This window comes from Pseudomonas sp. CK-NBRI-02, assembly GCF_008124495.1.
GTDB classification, from domain to species: Bacteria; Pseudomonadota; Gammaproteobacteria; order Pseudomonadales; family Pseudomonadaceae; genus Aquipseudomonas; species Aquipseudomonas guariconensis.
The window spans coordinates 392,052-415,966 of the sequence record NZ_VSJH01000015.1 but is presented as its reverse complement, the minus strand read 5'-3'; the positions used below and the strand labels follow the sequence as shown (position 1 = coordinate 415,966).

The window sequence follows — 23,915 nt, the reverse complement described above, 5'->3', positions numbered from 1 at the left end:
TGCAGTGGCGGTGATTATGACGACTGTCGGCCAGACTGGCGAAGACCCATCGACCGCTAGGCCCGTGGATCGAACGCCTCACGCAGCGCATCGCCAATGAACACCAGCAACGACAAGATCAACGCCAGGGCAAAGAATGCGGTAAAGCCCAGCCATGGCGCCTCCAGATGCTGCTTGCCCTGGGTCACCAGCTCCCCCAGCGAAGCGCTGCCCGCCGGCATGCCGAAGCCAAGAAAATCCAGGGCGGTGAGGGTGGTGATAGCCCCGGTGAGCATGAACGGCACGTAGGTGAGCGTGGCCGTCATCGCGTTGGGCAGAATATGCCTGAGCATCACTTGCCCGTCCGACAGCCCCAGGGCACGCGCGGCCTTGACGTACTCCAGGTTGCGCCCGCGCAGGAATTCGGCGCGTACCACATCCACCAAGGTCAGCCAGGAAAACAGCGCCATGATCCCCAGGAGCCACCAGAAGTCCGGCTCGACAAAGCCACTGAGGATGATCAACAGGTACAGCACCGGCAAACCCGACCAGACCTCCAGCAAACGCTGGCCCAACAAATCCACCCAGCCACCGTAGTACCCCTGCACGGCCCCAGCGGCAATGCCGATCAGTACGCTGAGCACGGTCAAGGCGAAGGCGAACAACAGCGATACCCGTGTGCCGTACAGCACCCTGGCGAGCACATCGCGCCCTTGATCGTCGGTGCCGAGCCAGTTGCTGGTGCTGGGCGGGCTGGGGGTAGGCACCTGCAGGTCGTAGTTGGGCGTGTCGGCACTGAAAGGGATCGGTGCGAACAGCATCCAGCCGCCCTGTCCTGCGATCAACTGGCGTACGTAAGCGCTGCGGTAATCGGGCTGGAACGGCAACTGGCCACCGAACTGTTGCTCGGTGTAACGCTTGAGTGCCGGCGTGTACAGCTCGCCTTTGTAGACGAGCAGCAGCGGTTTGTCGTTGGCCACCAGTTCCGCGCCCAGGCTGAGCACCAGGATAGCGGCGAACAGCCACAGCGAGCACCAACCCAGGCGATTGCGCCGGAAACAGCGCCAACGACGAAGCGCGACGGGCGAAAACATCAGCGGCCCCTTGCATCGAAATCGATGCGCGGGTCGAGCACGGTATAGCTCAGGTCACCGATCAAGCGAATCAACAGCCCTGCCAGGGTGAAGATGAACAGGGTGCCGAACACCACCGGATAATCCCGCGAGACCGCGGCCTCATAGCTCAGTCGGCCCAGGCCATCGAGGGAGAAGATCACCTCGATCAGCAAGGAGCCGGCGAAGAACACCGTGATCAACGCCTGGGGCAGCCCGGCCAGCACCAGCAGCATGGCGTTGCGCAGTACATGCCCGTACAGCACCCGGCGCTCGCTCAGGCCCTTGGCCCGCGCGGTGATCACGTACTGGCGGGAGATCTCGTCGAGAAAGGCATTCTTGGTCAGCAAAGTGAGGGTGGCGAAGCCGCCGATCACCAACGCCCCGACCGGCAGCACCAAGTGCCAGAAATAGTCGGCGACCTTGCCCAGCGGGCTGAGCTGGTCGAAGTTCTCCGAGACCAGCCCGCGCACCGGGAACCAGTTCAGCGAGGTGCCACCGGCGAACAGCACGATCAACAGCAAGGCGAACAGGAACGAGGGCAGGGCATAACCGATGACGATCAGCGCGCTGCTCCAGGCATCGAAGCGGCTACCGTGGCGCACGGCCTTGCGGATACCCAGCGGTATCGACACCAGGTAAGTGATCAAGGTGGCCCACAGGCCGAGCGAGACCGTCACTGGCAGTTTGTCGAGAATCAGGTCGGTGACCTTGGCGCCGCGGAAGAAGCTTTGGCCGAAGTCCAGTCGAGCGTATTGGCCCAGCATCAGCCACAGGCGTTCGGGGGCCGACTTGTCGAAGCCATACTGGCGCTTGATCTCTTCGATGAGTTTGGGGTCCAGGCCGCGGCTTGCGCGGGACTCGCCATGCACAGTCTCGACCCGCGCCCCCGGCGTGCCGCCACCGATACCTTGCAGACGCGCCACGGCCTGTTCCACCGGCCCGCCGGGGGCGGCCTGGACGATCACGAAGTTGACCAGCAGGATCGCCAGCAAAGTCGGGATGATCAGCAACAGGCGACGCAGGATATAGGCTGTCATGGGCTGGCCTTCTGGCGCTCGGCCATCTGTGCATTGGTCAGCGGCGTCGGGCTGATCTCCCACCAAGTATCCAGGCCTTCATCGTAGGCCGGCTGGACCTTGGGCAGGCCGAAGCGGTTCCACCAGACGGTCGAACTGCCCGGTGGGTAGTAGTTGGGAATCCAGTAGTAATTCCATTGCAGCACCCGGTCCAGAGCATGGGCGTGGCGCAGCATGTCGGGCTGGGTGTCGGCCCGCACGAGGCCGTCGAGCAGGGTATCGACGGCCGGGTCGCGCAGCACCATGAAATTGTTCGACCCGGGGTCTTCGGCCGAGGCCGAGCCGAAGTAGTTGTACAACTCGCTGCCCGGGGAGAGCGTGACCGGATAGCCGGTGACGATCATGTCGTAGTCGCGGGCCATCAGGCGGTTGACGTACTGGGCGGAGTCGACATTGCGGATGTTCAGGGTGATGCCGATCTGCGCCAGGTTGCGTTTCCAGGGCAGCAGCAGGCGTTCGAGCCCCGACTGGCCATTGAGAAAGGTGAAGCTCAGCGGCTCACCGTTGGCGTTCACCAACCGATCACCGTCGGGGCGCCAGCCGGCGGCCTCGAGCAGGGCCAGGGCCTGCAGCTGTTGGGGGCGGATGATGCCCGAACCGTCGGTCACCGGCGCGCTATAGACCTGGCTGAAGACTTCATCGGGGATTTGGCCGCGCAACGGTTCGAGCAGTTTCAGTTCCTGGGCGTCGGGCAAGGCGCGGGCGGCCAGCGGGGTATTGGAGAACACGCTTTGCTGACGGATGTACAGGTTGCGCATCATCTGCCGGTTGCTCCATTCGAAGTCCCAGAGCATGGCCAGTGCCTGGCGCACGCGCCGATCCTGGAACATCGGCTGCTTCAGGTTGAACACGAAGCCCTGGGCCGTCTGAGGCTTGGACGGGCCGAGGTGGGCGCGTTGCAGGCGCCCATCGTCCAGCGCGTCACCCTTGTAGCCCAAGGTGAAGGCCGTGGCGGAGAACTCGCGGTTGTAGTCGAACCCGCCGCCGCGCAACACCTGGCGGGCGACTTCTGTGTCGCCGAAATACTCGATGCGGATGCTCTGGAAATTGTAGCGGCCTCGACTGGCCGGCAGGCTGGCGGCCCACCAGGTGGGGTCGCGCTCGAACGTGATGCTGCGGCCATTGTCGATCCGGCCGATGCGGTAGGGCCCACTGCCGACGGGTCTGTCGAAGCCGGCGCCGTTGGCGAAATCGCGGTGCTGCCAGTCGTGCTCGGGCAGCACCGGCAGGGTGGCGAGGTCCAGGGCCAAGGTGCGGCCATGGGGTTGTTTGAATTCGAAACGCACCTGCCGCGGACCCTCGATCGTGAGCTGGGTGACCTCGGCGAACTGGGTGCGATAGCGCAGACTGCCTTTGTTCATCAGCAGGTCGAAGGTAAAGCGCACGTCCTCGGCGCGCACCGGCTTGCCATCGGCGAACGTCGCGCGCGGGTCGATCTCAACGCGCAGCCAGGCGTCCTCTGGACCACGCTCCATGCGCCGAGCAATCAAACCATAGACGGTGTAGGGCTCATCGAATGAGCGCTGCGCCAGAGGCGCATACAGCCAGCCATCGACTTCGCTGACACCGATGCCTTTATCGATGTACGGCAGGACATGGTCGAACTGCCCGATCTCCAGGGCTGAACGCCGCAGGCTGCCACCCTTGGGGGCATCGGGGTTGACGTAGTCGAAGTGGCGGAAGGATTCGGGATAACGCGGGGCCTCACCGTAGGCGGTGAGTGCGTGGGTGGGGGCGGCGTGGGCTGCGAGGGCCGTGCACAGCAAGAGCAGACCCCACATGCACTGTGGGAGCAGGCTTGCCCGCGAAGGCGTCCGTGCTGGCAACCCGGTTGCCGACGGGACGACGTTCGCGGGCAAGCCCGCGCCCACAGAGGACATCACCGGGACCGCAGGCTCAGTCCTGACGGCTGGTCACTTCGAGCAGGTGGTAGCCGAACTGGGTCTTGACCGGGCCTTGCACGGTGTTGACCGGGGCGCTGAAGACGACGGTGTCGAATTCCTTGACCATCTGGCCTGGGCCGAAGGAGCCCAGGTCGCCGCCTTGGCGGCTGGATGGGCAAGTGGAGTTGGCCTTGGCGACTTCGGCGAAGTCGGCACCAGCTTCGATCTGTGCTTTGAGTTCGTTGCACTTCTCGAGGCTGCTGACCAGGATGTGGCGGGCGGTGGCACGGGCCATGGGGTACTACTCCTTGGGTGAAAAAAACAAGCCTAGCGCACTTGTTCGGCAAATGTCTCGCCAGGCTTGGTGTACCGGTCACAAACGCTCGGCCGCCCGGCGCAGCAGCGCCTCGGTGGCGTCCCAGCCCAGGCAGCCGTCGGTGATCGACACGCCGTACTTGAGCGGGCCCTTGCCCAGCGTCTGGCAGCCATCGAACAGGTGGCCTTCGAGCATCATGCCGATGATCGCCCGGTCACCTTGCAGGCGCTGCTCCAGCACCTCCTCGAATACCGCGGGCTGGCGGGCCGGGTCCTTGCCGCTGTTGGCGTGGCTGCAATCGACCAGGACACGCCCGGTCAGGCCGGCCTTGGACAGGCCCTGGCGTGCCTGGGCAATGCTCGAGGCATCGTAGTTCGGGCCCTGGTGGCCGCCGCGCAGGACCAGGTGGGTGTCAGGGTTGCCCAAGGTTTCGATGATCGCCGGGTAGCCTTGGGCATCCATGCCGAAATGGCGGTGCGGGTGGGCAGCGCTGCGCATGGCGTCGCAGGCGATGCCGACGCCCCCGTCGGTGCCATTCTTGAAGCCCACGGGCAGTGCCAGGCCGCTGACCATTTCGCGGTGGATCTGCGATTCGGTGGTACGCGCGCCGATGGCGGCCCAGCTGAGCAGGTCGTCGAAGTAGCCGGCGGCCATCGGTTGCAGCAACTCGGTGGCGATCGGCAGGCCACGCTCGATCATGTTCAGCATCAGCCCGCGGGACAGCGCGAGGCCGCCATGCATGTCATCGCTGCCGTCCAGGTGCGGATCGTAGGCCAGGCCTTTCCAGCCGACCGTGGTACGGGGTTTTTCGACGTAGGCGCGCATCACCAGCAGCAGTTTGTCATCGACTTCGCGGCTCAGGGCGGCCAGGCGGTCGGCGTATTCCAGGGCCGAACGTGGATCATGGATCGAGCATGGGCCGACGATCACCAGCAGGCGCGGGTCGAGGCCGTCGAGGATGGCGCGCACGGCTTGGCGATGTTGCTGGACTTGCTGGGTCAGGGCAGTGCTCAGCGGCATTTGCTGCTTGAGCAGGTGCGGTGAGGGCAGACGTTGGCTGACGGCGGTGTTGGCAGCCTGGGGTTGGGTCAGGGGCAGGGCGAGGTTCGACGATTGCATGGCGTTTTTCCCTGGGCGGACGGCGGGTTCAGGCCCGCGTGGTCGGCCCTATCGAGGTGTTCGACAGATATTCGGTTTATGACTGCGTGCAGCATTGCCACCAGTGGACGACCGAACGGAGGCGGCAGGCTGGCCCGAACGGGATTGGCTAAATCGCCAGGCGTAGGTGTCGGCGTAGTAATAAGCGATGGTGTTCATGTCTGTTTCCTCAATGTGAATCGGTGTTTTCCAGAAGCCTGAAACGCAAAACCCCCGGTCGGGGGGCCGACCGGGGGTTTGAGTATTCTCGTGTTCGGCGGCCCCTCGAAGGTGGGCGCCGTGTGGGTATCAGCGGCGCCTAGTGGCTAAACCAATACCCAAAATAAAAGCTGGCAACGGCCTGGCAGCCAGCAACGGCCAGCACTGGGCGCGCGGTGCGACCGGTGAGGTTGGCGTGGTTGCGGATGCTGTGGGTCATGTTGCTCTCCAATGAATGAGCCCGAGCTTACTGCACCTCAAACAGGATGTTCAATGACTAAATGCTATGGCTCCGATCATTTTTGCAGCCCATCCAAGGCTCGGTCAGCAAGCGGAGCTGGCGAAGCCTGCGATGGGCCGCATCCCTCGATGAAACTCAAAGGGCGTAATGCTTGAGTTCCCGCGCAATCAGCATTCGCTGGATCTCGCTCGACCCCTCGTAGATCTGCGTGATCCGCGCATCACGGTAGTAACGCTCAACCGGATAGTCCTCCAGATAGCCGTAGCCGCCATGCACCTGGATGGCCATGGAGCACACGCGCTCGGCCATTTCCGAGGCGAACAGCTTGGCCTGGGAGGCTTCGGACAGACACGGCTTGCCGGCACTGCGCAGGCGTGCGGCATGCAGGATCAACAGGCGCGTAGCGTTGATCTGCACCTGCATGTCCGCCAGCAGGTTGGCGATGCTCTGGTGTTCGTTGATCGGCTTGCCGAACTGAATGCGGTCGCGCGAATAGACCAGGGCCGCTTCGAATGCCGCCCGGGCGATACCCAGCGCCTGCGCTGCGATGCCGATGCGTCCGCCCTCGAGATTGGACAATGCGATGGCCAGGCCCTTGCCCCGTTCGCCCAGGATGTTGGCGGCGGGGATACGGCAATTGTCGAGGGTCACCGCGCAGGTATCGGAGGCGCGGATCCCCATCTTGTGCTCGCTGCGGTCCACCTTGAAACCCGGGTTGTCGGTCGGCACCAGGAAGGCCGACAGGCCTTTCTTGCCAGCCTCAGGGTCGGTCACGGCAAAGACGATGGCCAGCCCTGCGCGGCGGGCATTGCTGACGAACTGCTTGGCGCCGTTGATGACCCAATGGCCGTCGACCAGCTCCGCGCGGGTGCGCAGGTTGTGGGCTTCGGAACCGGCCTGGGGCTCGGTGAGGCAGAAGCAGCCGATCACCTCGCCGCTGGCCAGGCGCGGCAGCCAGGCCTGTTGCTGTTCGGGCGTGCCATAAGCCAGCAGCGGGCCACAGCCAACCGAGTTGTGGATGCTCATCATCGCGCCGGTGGCGCCGTCACCAGCGGCGATCTCTTCCACGGCCAGGGCATAGGCCACGTAGTCGGTATAGCTACCACCGAAGTCTTCCGGCACGACCATGCCGAGCAGGCCCAGCTCGCCCATCTTGCGCACCACGGCATCGTCGATCCAGGCGGCCTTTTCCCAGGCCTGGGCATTGGGCGCGATTTCGCCACGGGCAAAATCCCGGGCCATGTCGCGGATCATGATCTGCTCTTCGCTCAGTTCCAGGTCTTGCATCTGTGTACTCCCCGGCTCACAGGCCTTCGAAGAATTGGTTCACCCGCTTGGGATCGAGCCCGGTGAGGGTCGGCGGGTTCCAGCGTGGCTGCTTGTCCTTGTCGATGATCAGGGCGCGCACGCCCTCGATGATGTCGCCATACTCGAACCACTGACGGTCCAGGTGCAGCTCCATTGCAAAGCATTCCTCCAGGCTCAGGTGGCGGCCGCGACGCAGCATCTCCAATGTAACGGCCATGGCCAGGGGCGAGCGGCTTTCCAGCTGATCGGCGGTGGCCAAGGCCCATTGGTGGCTGTCGCCGATGCTCACGGTGCGCAGTTGCTCGAGCATGCTGGGCACGTCGGGCAGGGCGAAGAAATGGTCGATCACAGGGCGCAAACGGGCCAGCGGGGCATCGTCGAGTGTCTGGGTACCGAGCTTGGCCAGCAGGCCCTGGAGGTCCTTGAGGGGGTGGTCGCCGAATGTCAGTTTGTCCAGGCCAGCGTCCAGGGCGGCGATCTTGTCGCTCTCCAGGAACCAGTCGGCCAGGCCACAGTACAGCGCGTCGGCGGCCTGGATCTGTGCGCCGCTCACGCCCAGGTAGGTGCCCAGCTCGCCGGGTACGCGCGAAAGGAAGTAACTGCCGCCGACATCGGGGAAATAACCGATGGCCACTTCCGGCATGCCCAGGCGGCTGCGCTCGGTGACGACGCGCATGTCGGCGCCTTGGGCCAGGCCCATGCCTCCGCCGAGGGTGAAGCCGTCCATCAGAACCAGCACCGGCTTGCGGTAGTGGTGGATGCACAGGTCGAGGGCATATTCCTCGACGAAGAAGTCTTGATACAGGCTGCTGCCGGCCTTGTAGCTGTCGTGCAGCGAGCGGATGTCGCCGCCGGCGCAGAAGCCCTTGGGCCCTTCGCCGCGCAGCACCACGGCATGGACCTGGGGATCGGCCGCCCATTGGTCCAGGTGATGCTGCAGGCTGCGCACCATGTCGAGGGTGAGGGCGTTGAGGCCGGCAGGGCGGTTGAGCGTCAGATGGCCGATGTGATTGCGGATTTCGGCCAGGACATGGGCCTCGGAATGAGCGTGCGCGGTCATGATCGCGGTCTCCCTGCTTTGTTATTGATTTTCCAAGTGAAGTCTGGAAGTTGCGCTGGAGGATCGCAGGATCCTGTCATGCGAATATGCCATGCACAATTGGTAAATCTGCAGTGGGTTTCTGCATTTTTACCTGATGCGCTGCTTCCAGAGGCGTTTCTCCACAGCAAGCAGGGCCGTCTCAGTCGCCGGTCGCTTGCTTCGGGGTGTTGCCTGCAACCTCGGTTTGCGGCCGTGTGCGGCTGACCCACCAGCCGAACACGGCGGCGGTGAAGAACATGATCAGGCTATAGAGCGCTGCAGGCACGGCCATGGTCGGGTTGTTGAGCAGCGACGGGCTCAAGGCCAGCGCGATGGCCAGGGTACCGTTATGGATGCCGATTTCCATGCCGATCGCGATCGCCTGACGCCGTGGAATGTTCAGCAGACGCGGGACCCAGTAGCCCACGCCGAGGCTCAGCAGGTTGAACAGCAGCGCCGCGCCACCGACCACCGGCGCGTACTGGACGACGGTCTGCCAGTCCTTGGCCAAGGCCAGCGCGATGGTGAACGCCAGAAACAGCGCTGCCACCAGTTTCATGGGCTTTTCCATGCGGGCGGCGAATGTGGGCGCGGCGCGGCGGATCAGCATGCCCAAGGCGACCGGCAGCAGGACGATGGCGAACACCTGCATGACTTTGGCAAATTGCAGGGGAATGGCCTGGTCCGAGGCCATGAACCAGGCCAGCGACAGATTCATCAGCAGCGGCATGGTCAGGATGGCGATCAGCGAGTTGACCGCCGTGAGGGTGATGTTCAATGCCACATCGCCGTGGGCCAGATGACTGAACAGGTTGGCCGTGGTCCCGCCCGGGGAGGCGGCCAGCAGCATCAGGCCTACCGCCAGGGCCGACTCGAGGCCAAAACCATTGGCGATCAGAAAACACACCAGCGGCAGCAGCACGATCTGGCAGGCCAGGCCGATGATCACAGGTCTTGGGTATTTCACCACCCGGGTGAAATCGGCCAGGGTCAACGACAACCCCAGACCCAGCATGATGATCCCCAGGGCGATGGGCAGGATAGCGGTGAGCAACGGCGAGGCGGTCATGGCGGCATTCCTTTGGCAAGTTCAAAGGAGTCTAGCCGCAAGTTGGCGACAGCCCGATTGCAGGCCAAACGGCGATCACCGAGGCGATTTGCCGCTTGAAGCTTGCCTGCCGCCCCTCTAGCATGCCCGTTTTTACCGAGGATTAGCCCCCTATGCCGTTCCAGCAAGGTCTGCTCGCCAAACCCGTGCCGGCCCACGCCCGTCACCTGTTCTTCTCCCTGCACTCGGTCGAGGCGCTGCCCGCCGTGCTGGATGCCTTGCTGCCGCAAGTCGATGGCCAGAGCTTGATCCTTGGTGTGGGTACCCCCTTGGTCAAGGCGCTGGGCCGCGACGTACCGGGCCTGCGTGCCTTCCCGCAGTTGGATGCCGTGGTCGAGAACCCCAGCACCCAGCACGCCCTGTGGTTGTGGTTGCGCGGCGCGGAGCGAGGCGAGCTGTTCCTGCAGGCCCAGGCGTTGGAGCAGACGTTGGCCCCGGCGCTGCGCCTGGTCGATAGCGTCGACGGTTTCCTGCACCGCGGTGGCCATGACCTGAGCGGCTATGAAGACGGCACCGAGAACCCGGTGGATGACGACGCCGTCGAGGCTGCCATCGTCGCCAGCGAGCAGCCGGGTCTTGCCGGCTCCAGCTTTGCTGCGTTCCAGCTGTGGAAGCACGACCTGAACTACTTCAAGTCGCTGCCCCAGCAAGAGCAGGACAACATCATTGGCCGTCGCATGAGCGACAACGAAGAGCTGGATGACGCCCCCGCATCGGCCCACGTCAAGCGCACCGCCCAGGAAAGCTTCGCCCCCGAAGCGTTCGTCGTGCGTCGCTCGGTGGCCTGGGCGGACGAGCGTGGCGCCGGCCTTGCCTTCGTGGCCCTGGGCCATTCGCTGGATGCCTTCGAGGTGCAGCTGCGACGCATGAGCGGGCTGGAGGATGGCATCATCGATGGCCTGTACCGCTTCAGCCGTCCGCTGACCGGTGGCTACTACTGGTGCCCGCCGATGGGCGAGGCGGGGCTGGATCTGAGCCTGTTGCTGCAGGCCTGACGGCAATGGCCGCCGGCGAAGCCCGGCGGCCTTTCGTTACGCGCATCCTCCATCGGTGAATTGCGCCTCTTCGCACTCTCTAGCGGCTTCCCCCTGCACAGAAACAAGCTTGGCGCGCCAAATAAGCGCTCGCCGCTTATTTAATGCCACCGGTCTGGCAAGTGTCCTAATAAAGCGAATCCCCTTAAGTGGCCGTACTCCCACGTTATGTACGGCCCGGCGCCGTGCATCCCTTCAGCCACAAAAGGTGAAAGACCATGGCTAACAAAGAGACCAGCAAAAGCGGCAGCCAGGGCGGATCGAAAAACCCAGGCAACTTCGCTAACGACCGGGAGAAAGCCTCCGAAGCCGGCCGCAAAGGCGGGCAGCAATCCGGCGGTGGCCGGTCGAGCGACTCCAGCCGCAAGGGCGGCCGCTCGTAAGCAAGGCAACGCAGTGCCGGGCCTGCCTGGCACTGCGATCAACTGGCCAGGAGGACACGCCATGCGAATAGCTCCAATGCTTTGCCTGTTGGGCGGCCTGACGCTGCTCGGCGGCTGTTTCGATCGCGACGACGACCACCCGGCGAAGGATGCTGACCCCAGCAAGCCTTCGTTGCAAATGCAACAACCTGACAAGTCGGCCACCGAGCCTGCTCCCCAATCGCAACCGATGCCATCCCAGGATCCAGACAATTGATCGCGAGGAGTAAGGCATGAGGGTGATGACCTGCGAGACCACCGTCCCGGTGATGCCGGCCCCGAGCCAGAGCCTGGAGCGGCGCTACCAGGCCTTGTTGGCGGGGCGATGCACCGATGGCCAGCAGTGGCTGGAAGACCAACTCGATCGCGCCGACGCGCTGTCGGATGATCTGCCTGCTTCTCCTGCGCAGCTGGACCACTGGTCCGCCTGCCGTGCCGCCAGCGTGGCCGAGCAGTACGCGCTGTATCTTCAGGCACGGCGTCAAGGGGGGCCGCGCCGATACTTTGCCAATCGATCCCAGGCTTTGTGGTTTTTGCAACAGGTTGCGCCAACCAAGGCTGTCGACGGTGCTTGGCTGCAGGGTGTCCTGCATCATTGGCATGACCCGCGCTACCACGGCCTCATTCGTACCTACCTCGAAGAACTCGGCGAGGGCGACCCGCGTTGCAATCACGTGCTGATCTACCAGCGGCTGCTCAGTCGTGTGGGGTGTCAGGAGCTGTTGCCCTTGCCCTCGGCGCGTTATCTGCAGGGCGCTTTGCAATTGGCTTTGGGACAGCACTTCGATGCCTTCCTGCCTGAGGTGATCGGCTACAACCTGGGCTACGAGCAACCCCCGTTGCACCTGTTGATCACCACCCATGAACTGGCGGAACTGGGCATCGATGGCCACTATTTTCAGCTGCATGTGACCATCGACAATGCCGCCAGCGGTCATGCCCGCAAGGCGATCCATGCGCTACGCCAACTCTGGCCGGGGCAAGAGGGTGAGGCGTTCTACCGACGCGTCCGGCGTGGCTATCGCCTGAACGACCTGGACACCGACACGCCCAGCCTGATCGCCAGCTTCGACTTGGAGGGCGAACTGCTCGCTGCCTTGGAGCGCAAGCGCCTGTTCGGTCAGCGTATGCATTCAGACCATTGCCGGTTACAGGGGCGCACCCTCAACCAGTGGCTGAGCGCTCCGGGCGCCATGCCGGGCTTGCTCAAAGCGTTCGAGCAGCACGGTTGGGTGCGCCGCGGCGAAGATCCAGCCAACAGCCGCTTGTGGAAATTGATCGAGGGGCCTGACGCGGCCATGTTCGGCGTGTTCAGCGCCTACGAGAAGCAACTGTGGCACGACTGGATCGCCCAGCACTGGGAAGGCAACGCTGTGCGTCGCGTACTGCCAGGCAGTTGGCAGCTCGACTTCGCTCCGGATGATGCGTCGCTCGACCAGGCGCCGGTGCAAGACCTGATCGCGCGCATGGCCGGCAATGGCCACGCCTCGCCCGAGGGGCTGCGCGCCACCCGCGCCTACATCCAGGCCACTGGCCTTGCCCAGGAGGAGCCCTACTGATGCAACTGAACCCGGAACAGGTCCAGGCCGATCAAGCCCTGCTGCAATTGGGGCGGCGCCTGCGCGCGGACGGTTATCGCTTCACCTGCGTGACCCCTGCAACCCATGCCCGCAACAACGCCCGTGAAGGCAGCGAGCGGGCCCGCACGCTGCGCGACGTCTTCGGTTGGAGCCGGCCATTTGCGCCTGGGTTGATCTCGGCCGATGAGTTGCAGCAGTTGCAGGCGGCCCAAGTGTTGACGGGCGAGGGTGATCTGCTGCGCAGCACCGTGCGCTGGTCGAGCCTGGACGACTTGCTGCTGGTGCATTCGGCGTTTCCCACCGACGCCAGTGATGCGGTGTTCTTCGGCCCGGACAGCTACCGCTTCGCCCAGGTCATTCATGACCACCTACAGCGCACCCCGAAACCCGTGCAACATGCCGTGGACATCGGCTGCGGCACCGGCGTCGGCGCCTTGCTCATCGCCCGTGCCGCGCAGCATGCGCAGGTCAGCGCGGTGGACATCAACCCGCTGGCCTTGCGCTACACCGCCATCAACGCGGCGCTGGCCGGTGTGGGCAATCTCTCGGTGGAGCCGAGCGACCTACTCGACGGTATCAGCGGCACATTCGACCTGATCGTGGCCAACCCGCCTTATATGCTCGATGCCAGCGAACGCGTGTATCGCCATGGTGGCGGGGCGCTGGGCGCGCAGTTGTCCTTGCGCATCGTCGAACAGGCATGTGAGCGCCTCAGTCCAGCAGGCACTTTGCTGCTCTATACGGGGGTGGCCATCGTCGAGGGACGCGATGCCTTGCTCGAAGCCATCCGCCTGCGCCTGGCAGGGCCGCAATGGAGCTGGGTATACCGGGAAGTGGATCCGGACGTGTTCGGCGAACAATTGCTGGAACCGGGCTACGAACGGGTCGAGCGTATCGCCGCGGTGGCCCTGACCGTGACACGCAATGGGTGAGGGCGTGCAGCAGCCTTTGAGTTTTGGCATCGAGGAGGAATACCTGCTGGTGGACCTGCGCAGCGCGCGGGTGCTGGCCACCCCTTCGCTAGCGGTGGCCAGGCGCTGCCGAGAAGTCATGGGCAAGTATTTTGCCGAGGAGATGTTTCGCAGCCAGATCGAAGTCGCCTCGCCGGTGTTCACCCACCTGCACGAGGCGCAGGGCTTTCTGCTCGACAGCCGGCAGCGCCTTGGCAAGGCATTGGCCCAGGAAGGTGTTGGCCTTTACTGCGCCGCCAGCCATCCCAGCGCCCAGTGGTTGCGCCAGCGCGCCCGGACCACACCGCACTATCGCCAAGTGTTCGATGACTACCAGCACGTGGCCCGGCGCAGCCTGTTGTCCGGGCTGCATGTTCATGTGGGCGTGCCCCCCGGGTGCGATCGGATTCAGTTGATCAATCGCTTGCTGTACTGGCTGCCGCTGTTTCTGGTGCTGAGCACTTCATCGCCCTTGTGGGGCGGCCAGGATACCGGCTTCATGAGCTATCGACGGGTGATCTGCGCCGAGTGGCCGCACATGGAGCTGCCGGAGCCACTGGCGGATTGGGAGGCGTACCAGCGCTACCGGGCTTTGCTGGAGCGTACCGGTGCTTTGGCAAAGGAAGGGGACTTCTGGTGGGCGATTCGCCCGTCGCGGCGGTTTCCCACGGTGGAGTTGCGCATCTGCGACGCCTGTCCACGGCTGGAGGATGTGCTGTGTATCGCTGGCCTGTTCCGTCACCTGGTACAAGGCCTGGCGGTGGACCACTACGACGCCACGCCGGTCAACCGTGAAGTGCGCTGGATCACCCAGGAAAACTATTGGCGGGCCAAGCGCCATGGTCGGCACGGGCAGTTCATTGGCGTCCACGATCAGGCGCAGGTGACTGCCGAGGGCTGGCTGGCCCAGCTGCTGGCGCAGTTCCCGGCGGACACGCTGGATGCCCAGCGTGCAGCGCTTGAGGCCCAGCGCATCCTGCGCGAAGGCACCAGCGCCGACCGCCAGCTCCATTGCCTGGAGCAGGCCCGAAGTGGCGGGCGCGATGTGCGCCAGGCCCTGCATGCGGTGGTCGATCAGGTGTTGGCAGAAGGCGCCCAGCAGAGCGCTTCGAACCCCGTTGGCGAGTAAACCTGCGAAGAAGACGCTGGATGTCTAAGCAAACGCCAGAGATCTGGCTTATTGCTCTTTGATGATCGAGATCTTGCCGTTGCGTTCGACAATGGCGTAGCGGATCTGCTCTACCGTCTCGATACCCTGGCTGTCGCGCGCCGATTCGAGGACATCATCCTCGGTCAGGCGGGCCTTGCGCATTCGCCCATGCAAAAAACGCCCGTGCTCGACCACCAGCGTGGCATGGCCATCCAGCACCCGGGCCAGGCGCCTGGAATTGAGCTTGGCCAGTGACAGCCCGACGTCCAGCACGATCAAGGTGGCGATCACCAGCATGGCATTGATGAAGGAAAAGTCTTCGCCCAACAAGGCCTGCTGGGTCGCTTCGCCGATGATCATCAACAAGACGAAATCGAAGGTGGTCAGGTCGCTCAGGGAGCGGCGACCGGCGATGCGAAACAGCAGCATCAAGGCAAGGTACATGCCAGCGGCGCGCAGAATCGAGTCCATGGCTGCCCCCCTAGGGATAGATGAAACTGGAAAAGTGCACCACGCTGTCCGGCCCCAGGCTCACACGGCCTTCCAGGCTGCCAGGCGTGTCGGCGCGCAGGGTCAGATACAACGTCGCGGTGCCGTCGGTGCCGGTCTCCAGCTGCAGCGCAAGCCCCTGGCCCTCGGACCGGGAGCGCAACGGTTGGGGCTGCAGGGTCTCGAGGCTCGCTTCGCGAAACAGCTCTCCATCCAGCAGGACCTGTACCTGCCCGTTGTGCGGGCCACGTACCGTGATCTTCAGGTGTTCCGTCACGCCGCTGCGGCTCAAGCGCGCGTATTGCACCTGCACACGTCCGTCGGCGCTGCTGGCTTGGCCCTGGCTCAACGGGCCACGGCCAAACAGCCCCGCCAGGGCCAGCAGCATCACCAAGGACAACACGTACCAGCCGACCCGCTCGAAGCGCCAGACCCGCTGCTGCATGGCCATGTTTTCCTCGACCGGCTGGTGCCGTGAGCGCTGTTCATCCTCGGTCATGGTCAAGACTCCGCTCAGGCGCGTTCGCCGCGCAACCAGCGTTCATGGTAGTGCAGCAGCCGCGTCAGGCCATACAGCGCGCCCTGGCGCAACACTTCGGTGCGATCGCCGAAAAAGCGCTGGCTGCGGGTGAACACGGCAATCGATTCATCCTGAAACGCCCAGGCAAAGCACAAGGTGCCTGGTGCGATACCGTCGGTGCCGTCCGGGCCGGCCACGCCGGTGGTGGCGATGGCCACGTTGGCAGTGCTGTCCTTGAGCGCGCCGAGGGCCATTTCCCAGGCCACGGCCTCGCTGGTCAGGCCGTAGCGTTCGATGGTCACCGGGCTCACCCCAAGCAGCCGTTGCTTGGCCTTGGGTGAATAGACCACGTAGCCGCTTTCCAGCGATTCGCCCACGCCGGGATGTTCCGCTAGCAACGCGACCATGCGCCCGGCGGTGCAGGATTCGGCGGTGGTCAGCACCAGGGCGTGTCGTTTCAGGTAATCCAATACGTGCTGCACAGGGTCTTCGCGCATCGGGGTTGCCTCGTTGGGGCCTTTTGCGATGGACGCCGGGCTCGGGCAAATGGTTCAGACCGTTGCGCCTTACCACCCGTCGGTGCGTATGACGGGCCGAACAAACCTTCGATCCTGACGCCGTCTCGAAAGCTTTAGTGACCCATCGATTGGCCAAGTGAGGAGGCGCACCATGCCCAACAAACCCCGCGACCAGTTCAGCATGCAGAACCCGCTGACTCAGTATCCGCACCCGCCATTCCCCGACCAGACCCAGGCCCCACCGGGGCTGGATGCGAACATGCAGCCCAAGCCCGACCACGGCGAGGACACCTACAAAGGCTTCGGCCGCCTGGCCGGACGCAAGGCGCTGATCACCGGTGCCGACTCTGGGATCGGCCGCGCCGTGGCGATCGCCTTTGCCCGCGAGGGAGCTGATATCGCACTCAATTACATGCCCATCGAGCAGGCCGACGCGCGCGAAGTGATCAAGCTGATCGAGGCCGAAGGGCGCAAGGCCATCGCTCTGCCGGGCGATCTGAAAGACCAGCGTTTCTGCAGCGAACTGGTCGATCAGGCCCACGAGCAGTTGGGCGGCCTGGACATCCTGGTCAACGTCGCCGGCAAGCAGGAGGCCCGCAAGGACATCAGCCAGATCAGCCACGAGCAGTTCGATCACACGCTCAAGACCAATGTCTATGCGTTGTTCTGGCTGTGCCAGGCAGCGGTGCCGTTGATGCCGGCCGGCGCGACCATCATCAACACCGCCTCGATCCAGTCCTACCAGCCGTCGGCCACCTTGCTGGACTACGCCACCACCAAGGCCGCCATCGTGGCCTTCACCAAGGCTTTGGCCAAGCAGGTCATCGAGCGTGGCATCCGGGTCAATGCCGTCGCCCCTGGGCCGATCTGGACCGTGTTGCAACCCAGCGGTGGCCAGCCCCCGGAGAAAATCCCAGAGTTCGGCTCGCAGACCCCGATGAAGCGCCCCGGCCAGCCAGCGGAGTGCGCGCCGCTGTATGTGCTGCTGGCTTCCCAGGAGTCGAGCTACATCACAGGTGAGGTGTTCGGTGTCACTGGCGGCAACCCGCTTCCATGAGCCGGCGCGAGTAAACCTTCCCGGCGCCGTGCAGTCCTTGAAAGTAAGGGCCCTGTAGGTGCTTAGGGCCAAGGAGGTGGCTGATGAGCTTCATCTGCCTGTTGCGCGGCTGCCAGTGGGGCGCCGTCCTGACCTGTGAATTCCCCGGGCTGCAGTGCCAATGCTGCGAGCGCTGTGGCGCGTTGCGCTACTGCCGGCCCGGTCAACCGTTTGAACCTGGAACCTAGGAGCTAAGCCATGGCCCGGGCAATCTGGAAAGGCGCGATCAGTTTCGGTCTGGTGCACATCCCGGTCAGCCTCAACACGGCGGTGCGCACCGAGCGCGTCGACTTCGACTGGCTGGACAAACGCAGCATGGAGCCGGTGGGCTACAAGCGCGTGAACAAGGTCACCGGCAAGGAAATCGACAAGGAACACATCGTCAAGGGCGTGGAATACGAAAAAGGCCGTTATGTGATCATCAGCGAGGAGGAAATCCGTAACGCCCGTCCCGAGGCGACCCAGACGATCGACATCTTCTCGTTCGTCGATGCCTCCGACATCCCGTTGCAACACTTCGACACCCCGTACTACCTGAGCCCCGACCGGCGCGGCGGTAAGGTCTACGCCCTGTTGCGCGAGACCCTGGAGAGCACCGGCAAAGTGGCCTTGGCCACCGTGGTGCTGCATACCCGTCAGCACCTGGCACTGCTGCGGCCGCTGGACGAGGCACTGGTGATGATTACCTTGCGCTGGCCTGAAGAGGTCCGTGGCCTGGAGACCTTGGAACTGGACAAAAGCGTCACCGATGCCAAGGTCGACAAGCGCGAGCTGGACATGGCCAAGCGCCTGGTCGAAGACATGAGCGGGCCGTGGACGCCTGAGAACTATCACGATGCGTTTCGCCAGACCATCCTGGACCTGGTCGAGGAAAAAGCCGCCAAGGGCAAGATCAGCGTGGTGGAGAAGGGCGAAGGCGCGGCGGTGCAGAAGGGGGCCGATATCGTCGACCTTACCGAACTGCTCAAGCGCAGCCTCGGTGGTGGCAAGAAAGCCGCACCGGAGAAAAAACCGGCCAAGCGTTCGCGCAAGGCCTCCTGAACGAGGGCCGCATCGCGGTCCATCGCAGGCTACGCCAGCGCCCACGACAGCTGAGTTCGCGCACCTTCGTGGCGAGGCCTGAGATGGTGCGCGAAGTGGCCCTCGTCATCCTGGGACCGAACCCTCCAGGCTCGCCAGGTAATCCTTGCAGTTGAGACAGTAGCCAGTGCGCCGGTACCCGGCTGTCGGCATCGGTGAAGGCTAGCCATTGCGCGCCACGTTCGAGCATCCATGCCGCGTCCGTGCGGCGGGCGATGCCGACGTTGCCCGCATCCACCGCCAGGGTTGCCACACCATGGCGGAACGCAATCGCGGCACTGGCGTCGTTGCAACGGTCGAGCACCACCAGTATCTGCACCGTGCGGCCAGTGCGTTCGGCCTCGAGGGCGGCGCGTTTCACCGCGCGCAGGCAATGCCCCAGGCGCCGCGCCTCGTTGTGGGCGGGGATGACTACGCCGATCATGGGCAGGTCTCGTCCAGGTCCACCACGCTGGGCTGGCACGACCAATATTCGAGCAGAAAATCCGCCTCTTCATGACGCAACACTGGGTACAGCGGCAGGTGACGGGCGATCAGTTCGTGCACTTCGCGACCATCCTGCGGGCAGCCGACGATCGGGTGGCGCCAATGGCAGGCGAGCAAGCCGCCGTCATGGCTGAGGCTGGCCACCGATTGTTCGATTACCTGCAGCCAGTCGGTCGGGTCCAGGTAATAGCCGATCTCGCTCAGGACGATCAGGTCGAACTGGCCGCCGGGCCAATCGCCCGGCAGGCGGCCTTGTTCGACCTGAACGTGGGTGGCAGTCGCCAGGCGTTCGCGTGCAAGGCTCACGGCCGTGGCGTCGATGTCCTGGCACAGGAGCGTGGCGCAACGCTCAGCCAGCAGAATGCTCAGCTCGCCGTTTGCGCAGGCGGGCTCGAAGATGCGCCGATAACACTGTTGCGGCAGGCTGGCGAGCACCAGCTCGCGCTTGCGCCGCTCGTACCAGCGGGTGCGGAAGGCCCAAGGGTCGTCGCTGGTGGCGTACAGGTCGGCGAAATACTGCGCATCGAGGCTCATGGCGACTCCATTTCCATTCAAAGCAGAACCAGTTCAAAAGGCTGCAACAGGCACTCCAGCAAGGTGGGCTTCAATACTGGCGCTCGTTCGCCGTCAGGCTGCAGTTGGCTCAGGTGCGCGGACAGCGCTTGGCGCTTGCGGGCCAGGCGGGTTTCATCCAGTGCGATGCGGTGAGCACGCGGCCAAGGCAGGCTAGGATCGTCTGCGCGTGCCCAATGCCACGCCCAGATAGGCACCTCGGCCAGTTGTACCTTGCGGGCTTGGCAGGCCTGGGCGGCAGCGCGACCGACCGCTTCGTGATCGGCATGCCCGTCACCGCGCCAAGTCGTCAACAGCAGGTCGTCGGCCTTGAGCAGCTGGCTAAGGTGATTGACCAGAAAGGCTTCGTCGCGGGGCACTGCACCGTCCTTCAGGTGCAGGCGCTGCCAGTCCAGCTGTGCAAGATCAAGGCCCAGCAGCTGCAGAGCCTGACGGCTTTCCAGCGGCCGATGCCGGCGCAGGCGGTGCTCGGTCCACTGGCTGGAGCCGGGGTGACTGGCCTCGCCGTCGGTGACGGAGATCAACAGCAAGTCGTGCTCGCGCCCGGCGAAACCTGCGAGCAGGCCACCGGCCATTAGGATTTCGTCGTCCGGGTGAGGGGCCACCAGTACCAGGCGTCGCCCGGGTGGGCACAGTTGATCGGGCGCGATCCACGTGGCCCGGGCCAGATGCGCGGCCTGTTGCCACTGACGCCAGGGTGTGCCGCTGCTGTTACTGATCGGGTCGTCGGTCATAGCTGCCATGCTCCGGCCGGCACCTGGGCCAGTTGTTGCCCGAGCGCTGCCAGGTCCCGTTCGGCATGGCTCTGGCGCAGGTACACCGGCAGGTCGGCGCTCAACCGGGCGAAGTGGCTGCTGCGGCAAAAGGGTGTGGCACCCAACGCTCGGCCTACATGGTGGATGACCTGCTCGACCGCATGCTCGACCTGGGCGCGGGTGCGGCGCACCTCGAAGCTGGCGTCGGCGGTCGGCTGCCGGTCGATCCATCCGGCGCATTCGCGCAGCGCAGCGCGAGCACCGTATAGCGCGGCATCCACCGCACCCAGGTGTGCCTGGGCGTGGGCGTCCGGTGTCGGCTTGCGGCAATGCTCGCGCAGGTAATCCGCCAAGGCCTCGGCTGCGCCGTACCAGCAGGCGGCGATCCCCGCGCCGCCGTGCCAGAACCCAGGACGCTGGAGGTATTGCCCGGGGCGGCCCACGGCAATCCCCGGTGCATCGTCGAACCTGATCTCCACGCTGGTCGTGGTGGCCATGCCCACGGCTTGCCATTGTTCCACCTGGATACGCTGGTTGGGATGGGCCAGTTCGATCGCTACCAGCTGCGGTTGGCCGTCATCACCCCAGGCCGTGATCAGTGCCCGGTCGATCTGCAACGCACCGGAACACCAGGCTTTACATCCACCCAGTCGTACCTGATCGTCATGACGGGCGAGGATACGGGCCCGGGCATCCGGCGGCTCTGCGGCCCACACGCCCCAGACGCCGTCGCCGACCAGGTGCGGCGCACCACATTCGGCGAGGATCGCCAGGGCATCGGTGTGCCCTTCGTAGAGCTTGGCCAGGGCCAGGTCGCAGCCGGCAATGCGGGCGAGTGTCTGCCAGCGCTGTAGCGTGTGTCCTTGACCGGGCAGTGGCAGCAGGTCGAGATGATCGGCCTGCAAGGCCTGCATCAGCACAGGCAACTGGGTATCGAGGTTCAACGCCTGGGGGCGTTCGGTGAACGTGCGCAGCAGGCGGTCGAGGTTGGTCAGGTCGAAATCCTGGACGATGCTCATGTACTGGGCTCCCCCGTGGTGTTTTTCTTCCATCCGCGCAGGTTCATGGCGCATAGGCAGAACTGCAGCACGATCAAGGCCCAGGCCTGTACTTGCCAACCCCAGATCACCCACAGCACATTGCTGCTGATGAAGCAGCAGAAGCCCGCCCGGCGTCGACGTGGCTGACGGGAACCGATGCACCAGGCGGCCAGCACGGTCAGCAGCATGGCGGGCCATTGCAGAAGGTCGAGCAGTACCGCCATCAGTTCAGCCCCATCTGCTTGCGCATGCGAGCGGTGATCGACTGGCGTGTCTTGGCAAGATCCGCCCAAGGGTCGTCCACCTCCGCCAGACGCTCGGCCAGGTTGCCGATGTGCCATTGGTTGGCGCCCTTGAGCTGGGGTAACTCCTCGCGCCAGATCGGTACAGACACCGGCAGGCCCTCGCGGGCGCGCAGGGAATAAGCGCTGACCGTGGTCGCGCCTTTGCCGTTGCGCAGGTAGTCGATGAAGATGCGCCCGACCCGGTTCTTGGGGCCGGACACTGCGCTCAGGCGCTCGGGGAAGAGCCGGGCCAGGTATTGGACGATGGCGTGGCTGAAGTCTTTCACCTCATCCCAGCCTGCGCGGCGCGTCAGCGGCACCACCAGGTGCATGCCTTTGCCACCGCTGGTCTTGAGAAACACTTTCAGCCCCAGTTCGTCGAGCAGGGTGAGGGTCAGTTGCGTGGCTTCCAGCATGGCCTTCCAAGGCAGCGCCGGGTCCGGGTCCAGGTCGAGAACGAAGCGATCGGGTTTGTCGAAGTCCTTGTCGGTGCCGTTCCAGGTGTGCAGTTCGAGCATGTTCATCTGCACCGCCCCCAGAAGGCTTTCGGCACTGTTGAGGATCATCGCCGCCTGGCCAGCCTGGGCCTTGCTGTAGCTCACCACGTCTGGAATGTGCAGTTGCCCGGCGTTTTTCTGGAAGAACAGCTCGCCGCCCAGGCCCTCTGGGGCACGCACAAGGGCCACGGGGCGATCCTTGAGCTGCGGCAGGATCCACGGCGCGACCTGGGCGTAGTATTCGGCGACCTGGCGCTTGGTCACGCCGCTGCTGGCATCGATCACCCGGTCCGGATGGGTCAGGCGCAGGTCACCGAGCGTGGGCTCGGGTGAGGGCTTGGCGACGCGGGTCTTGGGCATGGCGCGCTCCAGGTCGATGGCGGTGGCGGGTTTGTCATCGCGCAGGCCATGGAACACCGAGTGGCGCACCACGCCGTCACGGGTCATCTGGGCATAGGCGACCTCGGCCAGCAGCTGGGGTTTGAGCCAGTGCACCCCGCGGGCATCGGCACCGGTCGGCGGCTTGGCCAGGGCGGGCTTGTCCACCTCCAGCGGCTTGAGTCGGGCGTGGATGCTGTCCAGTGTGGTGGTGCTAAAGCCGGTGCCGACCTTGCCGGCGTAACGCAGCTGGCCGCTGTCGTTGTCGTGCAGGGCAAGCAGCAGCGCGCCAAAGCCGTTGCGACTGCCCTTGGGCTCGGTATAGCCGACAATCACGAACTCCTGGCGTTGCTTGCACTTGAGCTTGATCCAGTCGCTGCTGCGCCGGCCGCTATAGGGGCTGTCGGCGCGCTTGCCGATCAGGCCTTCCAGCTCCAGGCGACAGGCGCTGTCGAGCAGCGAGTCGACGGGCTGGTCGAAGTCGGCCGAATATTTCACCTGCTCCGACTCACGGCCCTCCAGCAATTGCCGCAAGGTCTCGCGTCGATCCTGCAACGGCACTTGGCGCAGGTCCTGGCCGCCGAGAAAGGGCAGGTCGAACACGTAATAGGTGATGCGCTCGTCATGCTCGGTATCGAAGGCGTTCTGAAGGGCCTGGAAGTCGGCCAGGCCGTTTTCCCCGGCGACCACCACCTCGCCATCGAGCCAGGCGGACTTGAGCTTTAGATCGCGCAGGGCCTGCACCTGGTGCGGCATCTTCGCGCTCCAATCGTGGCCATTGCGGGTGAACAGGCGCACGTCCGACCCCTCGATACGGGCGAGGATGCGGTAGCCGTCGAACTTGACCTCGTAGCGCCAGTCGCCGGACGGCGGAGCATCCACCAGCGTCGCCAGTTGCGGTTGCAGATGCTCGGGCAACTCGGCTTTCTTGGCGTTGGCTACCCGTGTTCGGGGGCTGGCCGCGCGCTTGGCTGGCGTTGCCTGGGCCTTGGCCCGACGCGGCAGCAATGTGCGCTCGCTGAGCACGCTGTCGGGCTGGGCTTCGACGATGCTGTAGTCGCTTTCGCTGCGGGCTTGGTCGTCGTCGGACTTGACCAGCATCCACTGCTCTTTCTTGCCGGCCAGGTGGGTGCGGAACAGGTTCCAGACCCCGGCGAGCTTCTCGCCTTGCAGGCGGAAACGCAGCTTGCCCTTGGCATAGGCACTGCGAGGATCACCCTCCGGCTCCCAGACACCCCGGTCCCAGACGATCACATCGCCGGCCCCGTAGTGCCCTTCGGGGATATGACCTTCGAAATCGGCGTAGTCGAGCGGGTGGTCCTCCACATGGATGGCCAGGCGCCGAACCTTTGGGTCCAGCGAGGGGCCCTTGGGAATGGCCCAGCTCTTGAGGGTGCCGTCCAGCTCCAGGCGAAAGTCATAGTGCAGATGGCTGGCGTCGTGTTTCTGGATGCAGTACTGCAAGGCATGCGCCGGCCTGCCTCGGCGTCGGGTGCCGGCCGGCTCGGGCGTGGCGTTGAAGTCGCGCTTGCGCTGGTACTCCTGCAGGGGCTTGGCCATGGCGGGCTCCGGGAGGTTCGCGGGTCTCTAGATGTGGGAG

At 64.6% G+C, this 23,915-nt stretch carries 25 protein-coding genes and 1 pseudogene; 9 read left to right on the top strand and 17 right to left on the bottom strand.

Going from position 1 to position 23,915, the window contains the following annotated elements; all coding sequences use genetic code 11:
* Positions 1-56: 56 nt before the first annotated feature.
* The 8 genes from DQ397_RS12855 to DQ397_RS12820 all read right to left on the bottom strand — a co-directional run bounded on the left by DQ397_RS12855 (position 57) and on the right by DQ397_RS12820 (position 9,424).
* A complete protein-coding gene (locus DQ397_RS12855; protein WP_043214529.1) occupies positions 57-1,073 on the bottom strand; it encodes an ABC transporter permease in 1,017 nt (338 codons plus the stop codon).
* Positions 1,073-2,131: a microcin C ABC transporter permease YejB gene (locus DQ397_RS12850; protein ID WP_043214527.1), complete on the bottom strand. Its 1,059-nt coding sequence runs from the start codon at positions 2,129-2,131 to the stop codon at positions 1,073-1,075. Before DQ397_RS12850 ends, DQ397_RS12855 begins: the two co-directional genes overlap by 1 nt.
* On the bottom strand, positions 2,128-4,050 hold the full coding sequence (locus DQ397_RS12845) for an extracellular solute-binding protein (protein WP_043214525.1): 1,923 nt from the start codon (positions 4,048-4,050) through the stop codon (positions 2,128-2,130). Before DQ397_RS12845 ends, DQ397_RS12850 begins: the two co-directional genes overlap by 4 nt.
* Before the next feature lie 16 nt (positions 4,051-4,066).
* Positions 4,067-4,348: a peptidylprolyl isomerase gene (locus tag DQ397_RS12840; RefSeq protein WP_043214523.1), complete on the bottom strand. Its 282-nt coding sequence runs from the start codon at positions 4,346-4,348 to the stop codon at positions 4,067-4,069.
* Positions 4,349-4,426: 78 nt separating this feature from the next.
* Positions 4,427-5,488 (bottom strand): 3-deoxy-7-phosphoheptulonate synthase, encoded by a 1,062-nt coding sequence (locus DQ397_RS12835; RefSeq protein WP_043214521.1) that lies wholly within the window; start codon positions 5,486-5,488, stop codon positions 4,427-4,429.
* Between the two features lie 613 nt (positions 5,489-6,101).
* Complete coding sequence (locus tag DQ397_RS12830) at positions 6,102-7,253, bottom strand: acyl-CoA dehydrogenase family protein (protein WP_043214520.1); 1,152 nt, start codon at positions 7,251-7,253, stop codon at positions 6,102-6,104.
* 16 nt (positions 7,254-7,269) lie between these two features.
* Positions 7,270-8,334 (bottom strand): enoyl-CoA hydratase/isomerase family protein, encoded by a 1,065-nt coding sequence (locus DQ397_RS12825; RefSeq protein WP_043214518.1) that lies wholly within the window; start codon positions 8,332-8,334, stop codon positions 7,270-7,272.
* A gap of 181 nt (positions 8,335-8,515) precedes the next feature.
* Positions 8,516-9,424 carry a bile acid:sodium symporter family protein gene (locus tag DQ397_RS12820; protein ID WP_043214517.1) on the bottom strand — a complete coding sequence of 303 codons (909 nt, stop codon included), beginning with the start codon at positions 9,422-9,424 and terminating at the stop codon, positions 8,516-8,518.
* 152 nt (positions 9,425-9,576) lie between these two features.
* On the opposite strand from DQ397_RS12820, the gene DQ397_RS12815 reads away from it, so the two are divergent.
* The 6 genes and pseudogenes from DQ397_RS12815 to DQ397_RS12790 all read left to right on the top strand — a co-directional run bounded on the left by DQ397_RS12815 (position 9,577) and on the right by DQ397_RS12790 (position 14,578).
* On the top strand, positions 9,577-10,458 hold the full coding sequence (locus tag DQ397_RS12815; RefSeq protein WP_043214515.1) for a Dyp-type peroxidase: 882 nt from the start codon (positions 9,577-9,579) through the stop codon (positions 10,456-10,458).
* Between the two features lie 302 nt (positions 10,459-10,760).
* Positions 10,761-10,880, top strand: a pseudogene (locus tag DQ397_RS12810) (KGG domain-containing protein); the annotation flags it as partial.
* Positions 10,881-10,941: 61 nt separating this feature from the next.
* Positions 10,942-11,136, top strand: a complete 195-nt coding sequence (locus DQ397_RS12805) for a hypothetical protein (RefSeq protein ID WP_043214511.1) — start codon at positions 10,942-10,944, stop codon at positions 11,134-11,136.
* A gap of 16 nt (positions 11,137-11,152) precedes the next feature.
* Positions 11,153-12,478 (top strand): iron-containing redox enzyme family protein, encoded by a 1,326-nt coding sequence (locus tag DQ397_RS12800; protein ID WP_043214508.1) that lies wholly within the window; start codon positions 11,153-11,155, stop codon positions 12,476-12,478.
* Complete coding sequence (locus tag DQ397_RS12795; protein WP_043214506.1) at positions 12,478-13,431, top strand: class I SAM-dependent methyltransferase; 954 nt, start codon at positions 12,478-12,480, stop codon at positions 13,429-13,431. The genes DQ397_RS12800 and DQ397_RS12795 overlap by 1 nt, the downstream gene beginning before the upstream one ends.
* Before the next feature lie 4 nt (positions 13,432-13,435).
* On the top strand, positions 13,436-14,578 hold the full coding sequence (locus tag DQ397_RS12790; protein ID WP_052352505.1) for a carboxylate-amine ligase: 1,143 nt from the start codon (positions 13,436-13,438) through the stop codon (positions 14,576-14,578).
* Between the two features lie 48 nt (positions 14,579-14,626).
* Here the strand turns inward: DQ397_RS12790 and DQ397_RS12785 are convergent, their stop codons facing one another.
* From DQ397_RS12785 to DQ397_RS12775, 3 genes are read right to left on the bottom strand one after another with little or no spacing between them, the layout of a single operon-like run.
* Positions 14,627-15,070, bottom strand: a complete 444-nt coding sequence (locus DQ397_RS12785) for a DUF421 domain-containing protein (RefSeq protein ID WP_043214504.1) — start codon at positions 15,068-15,070, stop codon at positions 14,627-14,629.
* A gap of 10 nt (positions 15,071-15,080) precedes the next feature.
* The gene (locus DQ397_RS12780; RefSeq protein WP_043214501.1) at positions 15,081-15,587 is read right to left on the bottom strand and encodes a hypothetical protein; all 507 of its coding nucleotides are present in this window, start codon (positions 15,585-15,587) and stop codon (positions 15,081-15,083) included.
* A 14-nt stretch (positions 15,588-15,601) separates the two neighbouring features.
* The gene (locus tag DQ397_RS12775) at positions 15,602-16,105 is read right to left on the bottom strand and encodes a CinA family protein (RefSeq protein WP_043214498.1); all 504 of its coding nucleotides are present in this window, start codon (positions 16,103-16,105) and stop codon (positions 15,602-15,604) included.
* A gap of 172 nt (positions 16,106-16,277) precedes the next feature.
* Between DQ397_RS12775 and DQ397_RS12770 the strand changes: the two genes are divergently transcribed.
* The 3 genes from DQ397_RS12770 to DQ397_RS12765 all read left to right on the top strand — a co-directional run bounded on the left by DQ397_RS12770 (position 16,278) and on the right by DQ397_RS12765 (position 18,263).
* The gene (locus DQ397_RS12770; protein WP_043214496.1) at positions 16,278-17,183 is read left to right on the top strand and encodes an SDR family oxidoreductase; all 906 of its coding nucleotides are present in this window, start codon (positions 16,278-16,280) and stop codon (positions 17,181-17,183) included.
* Positions 17,184-17,266: 83 nt separating this feature from the next.
* On the top strand, positions 17,267-17,410 hold the full coding sequence (locus tag DQ397_RS24825) for a PSPA7_2676 family Cys-rich small protein (protein WP_279614947.1): 144 nt from the start codon (positions 17,267-17,269) through the stop codon (positions 17,408-17,410).
* A 10-nt stretch (positions 17,411-17,420) separates the two neighbouring features.
* Positions 17,421-18,263, top strand: coding sequence for a Ku protein (locus tag DQ397_RS12765; RefSeq protein WP_043214494.1), 843 nt, complete (start codon positions 17,421-17,423; stop codon positions 18,261-18,263).
* Here the strand turns inward: DQ397_RS12765 and DQ397_RS12760 are convergent.
* Genes DQ397_RS12760 through ligD form a run of 6 tightly spaced genes read right to left on the bottom strand, consistent with a single transcriptional unit; the run spans position 18,187 to position 23,875 of the window.
* The gene (locus DQ397_RS12760; protein WP_080642142.1) at positions 18,187-18,726 is read right to left on the bottom strand and encodes a glycosyltransferase family 2 protein; all 540 of its coding nucleotides are present in this window, start codon (positions 18,724-18,726) and stop codon (positions 18,187-18,189) included. The two genes, DQ397_RS12765 and DQ397_RS12760, sit on opposite strands and share 77 nt — an antisense overlap.
* Positions 18,723-19,322, bottom strand: a complete 600-nt coding sequence (locus DQ397_RS12755; RefSeq protein WP_043214493.1) for a bifunctional 2-polyprenyl-6-hydroxyphenol methylase/3-demethylubiquinol 3-O-methyltransferase UbiG — start codon at positions 19,320-19,322, stop codon at positions 18,723-18,725. Before DQ397_RS12755 ends, DQ397_RS12760 begins: the two co-directional genes overlap by 4 nt.
* Before the next feature lie 17 nt (positions 19,323-19,339).
* A complete protein-coding gene (locus DQ397_RS12750; protein ID WP_043214491.1) occupies positions 19,340-20,095 on the bottom strand; it encodes a PIG-L deacetylase family protein in 756 nt (251 codons plus the stop codon).
* On the bottom strand, positions 20,092-21,135 hold the full coding sequence (locus DQ397_RS12745) for an acyl-CoA dehydrogenase (RefSeq protein WP_043214489.1): 1,044 nt from the start codon (positions 21,133-21,135) through the stop codon (positions 20,092-20,094). Before DQ397_RS12745 ends, DQ397_RS12750 begins: the two co-directional genes overlap by 4 nt.
* Positions 21,132-21,380: a hypothetical protein gene (locus DQ397_RS12740; RefSeq protein ID WP_043214486.1), complete on the bottom strand. Its 249-nt coding sequence runs from the start codon at positions 21,378-21,380 to the stop codon at positions 21,132-21,134. Before DQ397_RS12740 ends, DQ397_RS12745 begins: the two co-directional genes overlap by 4 nt.
* Entirely contained in the window at positions 21,380-23,875 is a 2,496-nt protein-coding gene (ligD, locus tag DQ397_RS12735; protein WP_148921558.1) for a DNA ligase D, read from the bottom strand. The genes DQ397_RS12740 and ligD overlap by 1 nt, the downstream gene beginning before the upstream one ends.
* Positions 23,876-23,915: the final 40 nt, after the last annotated feature.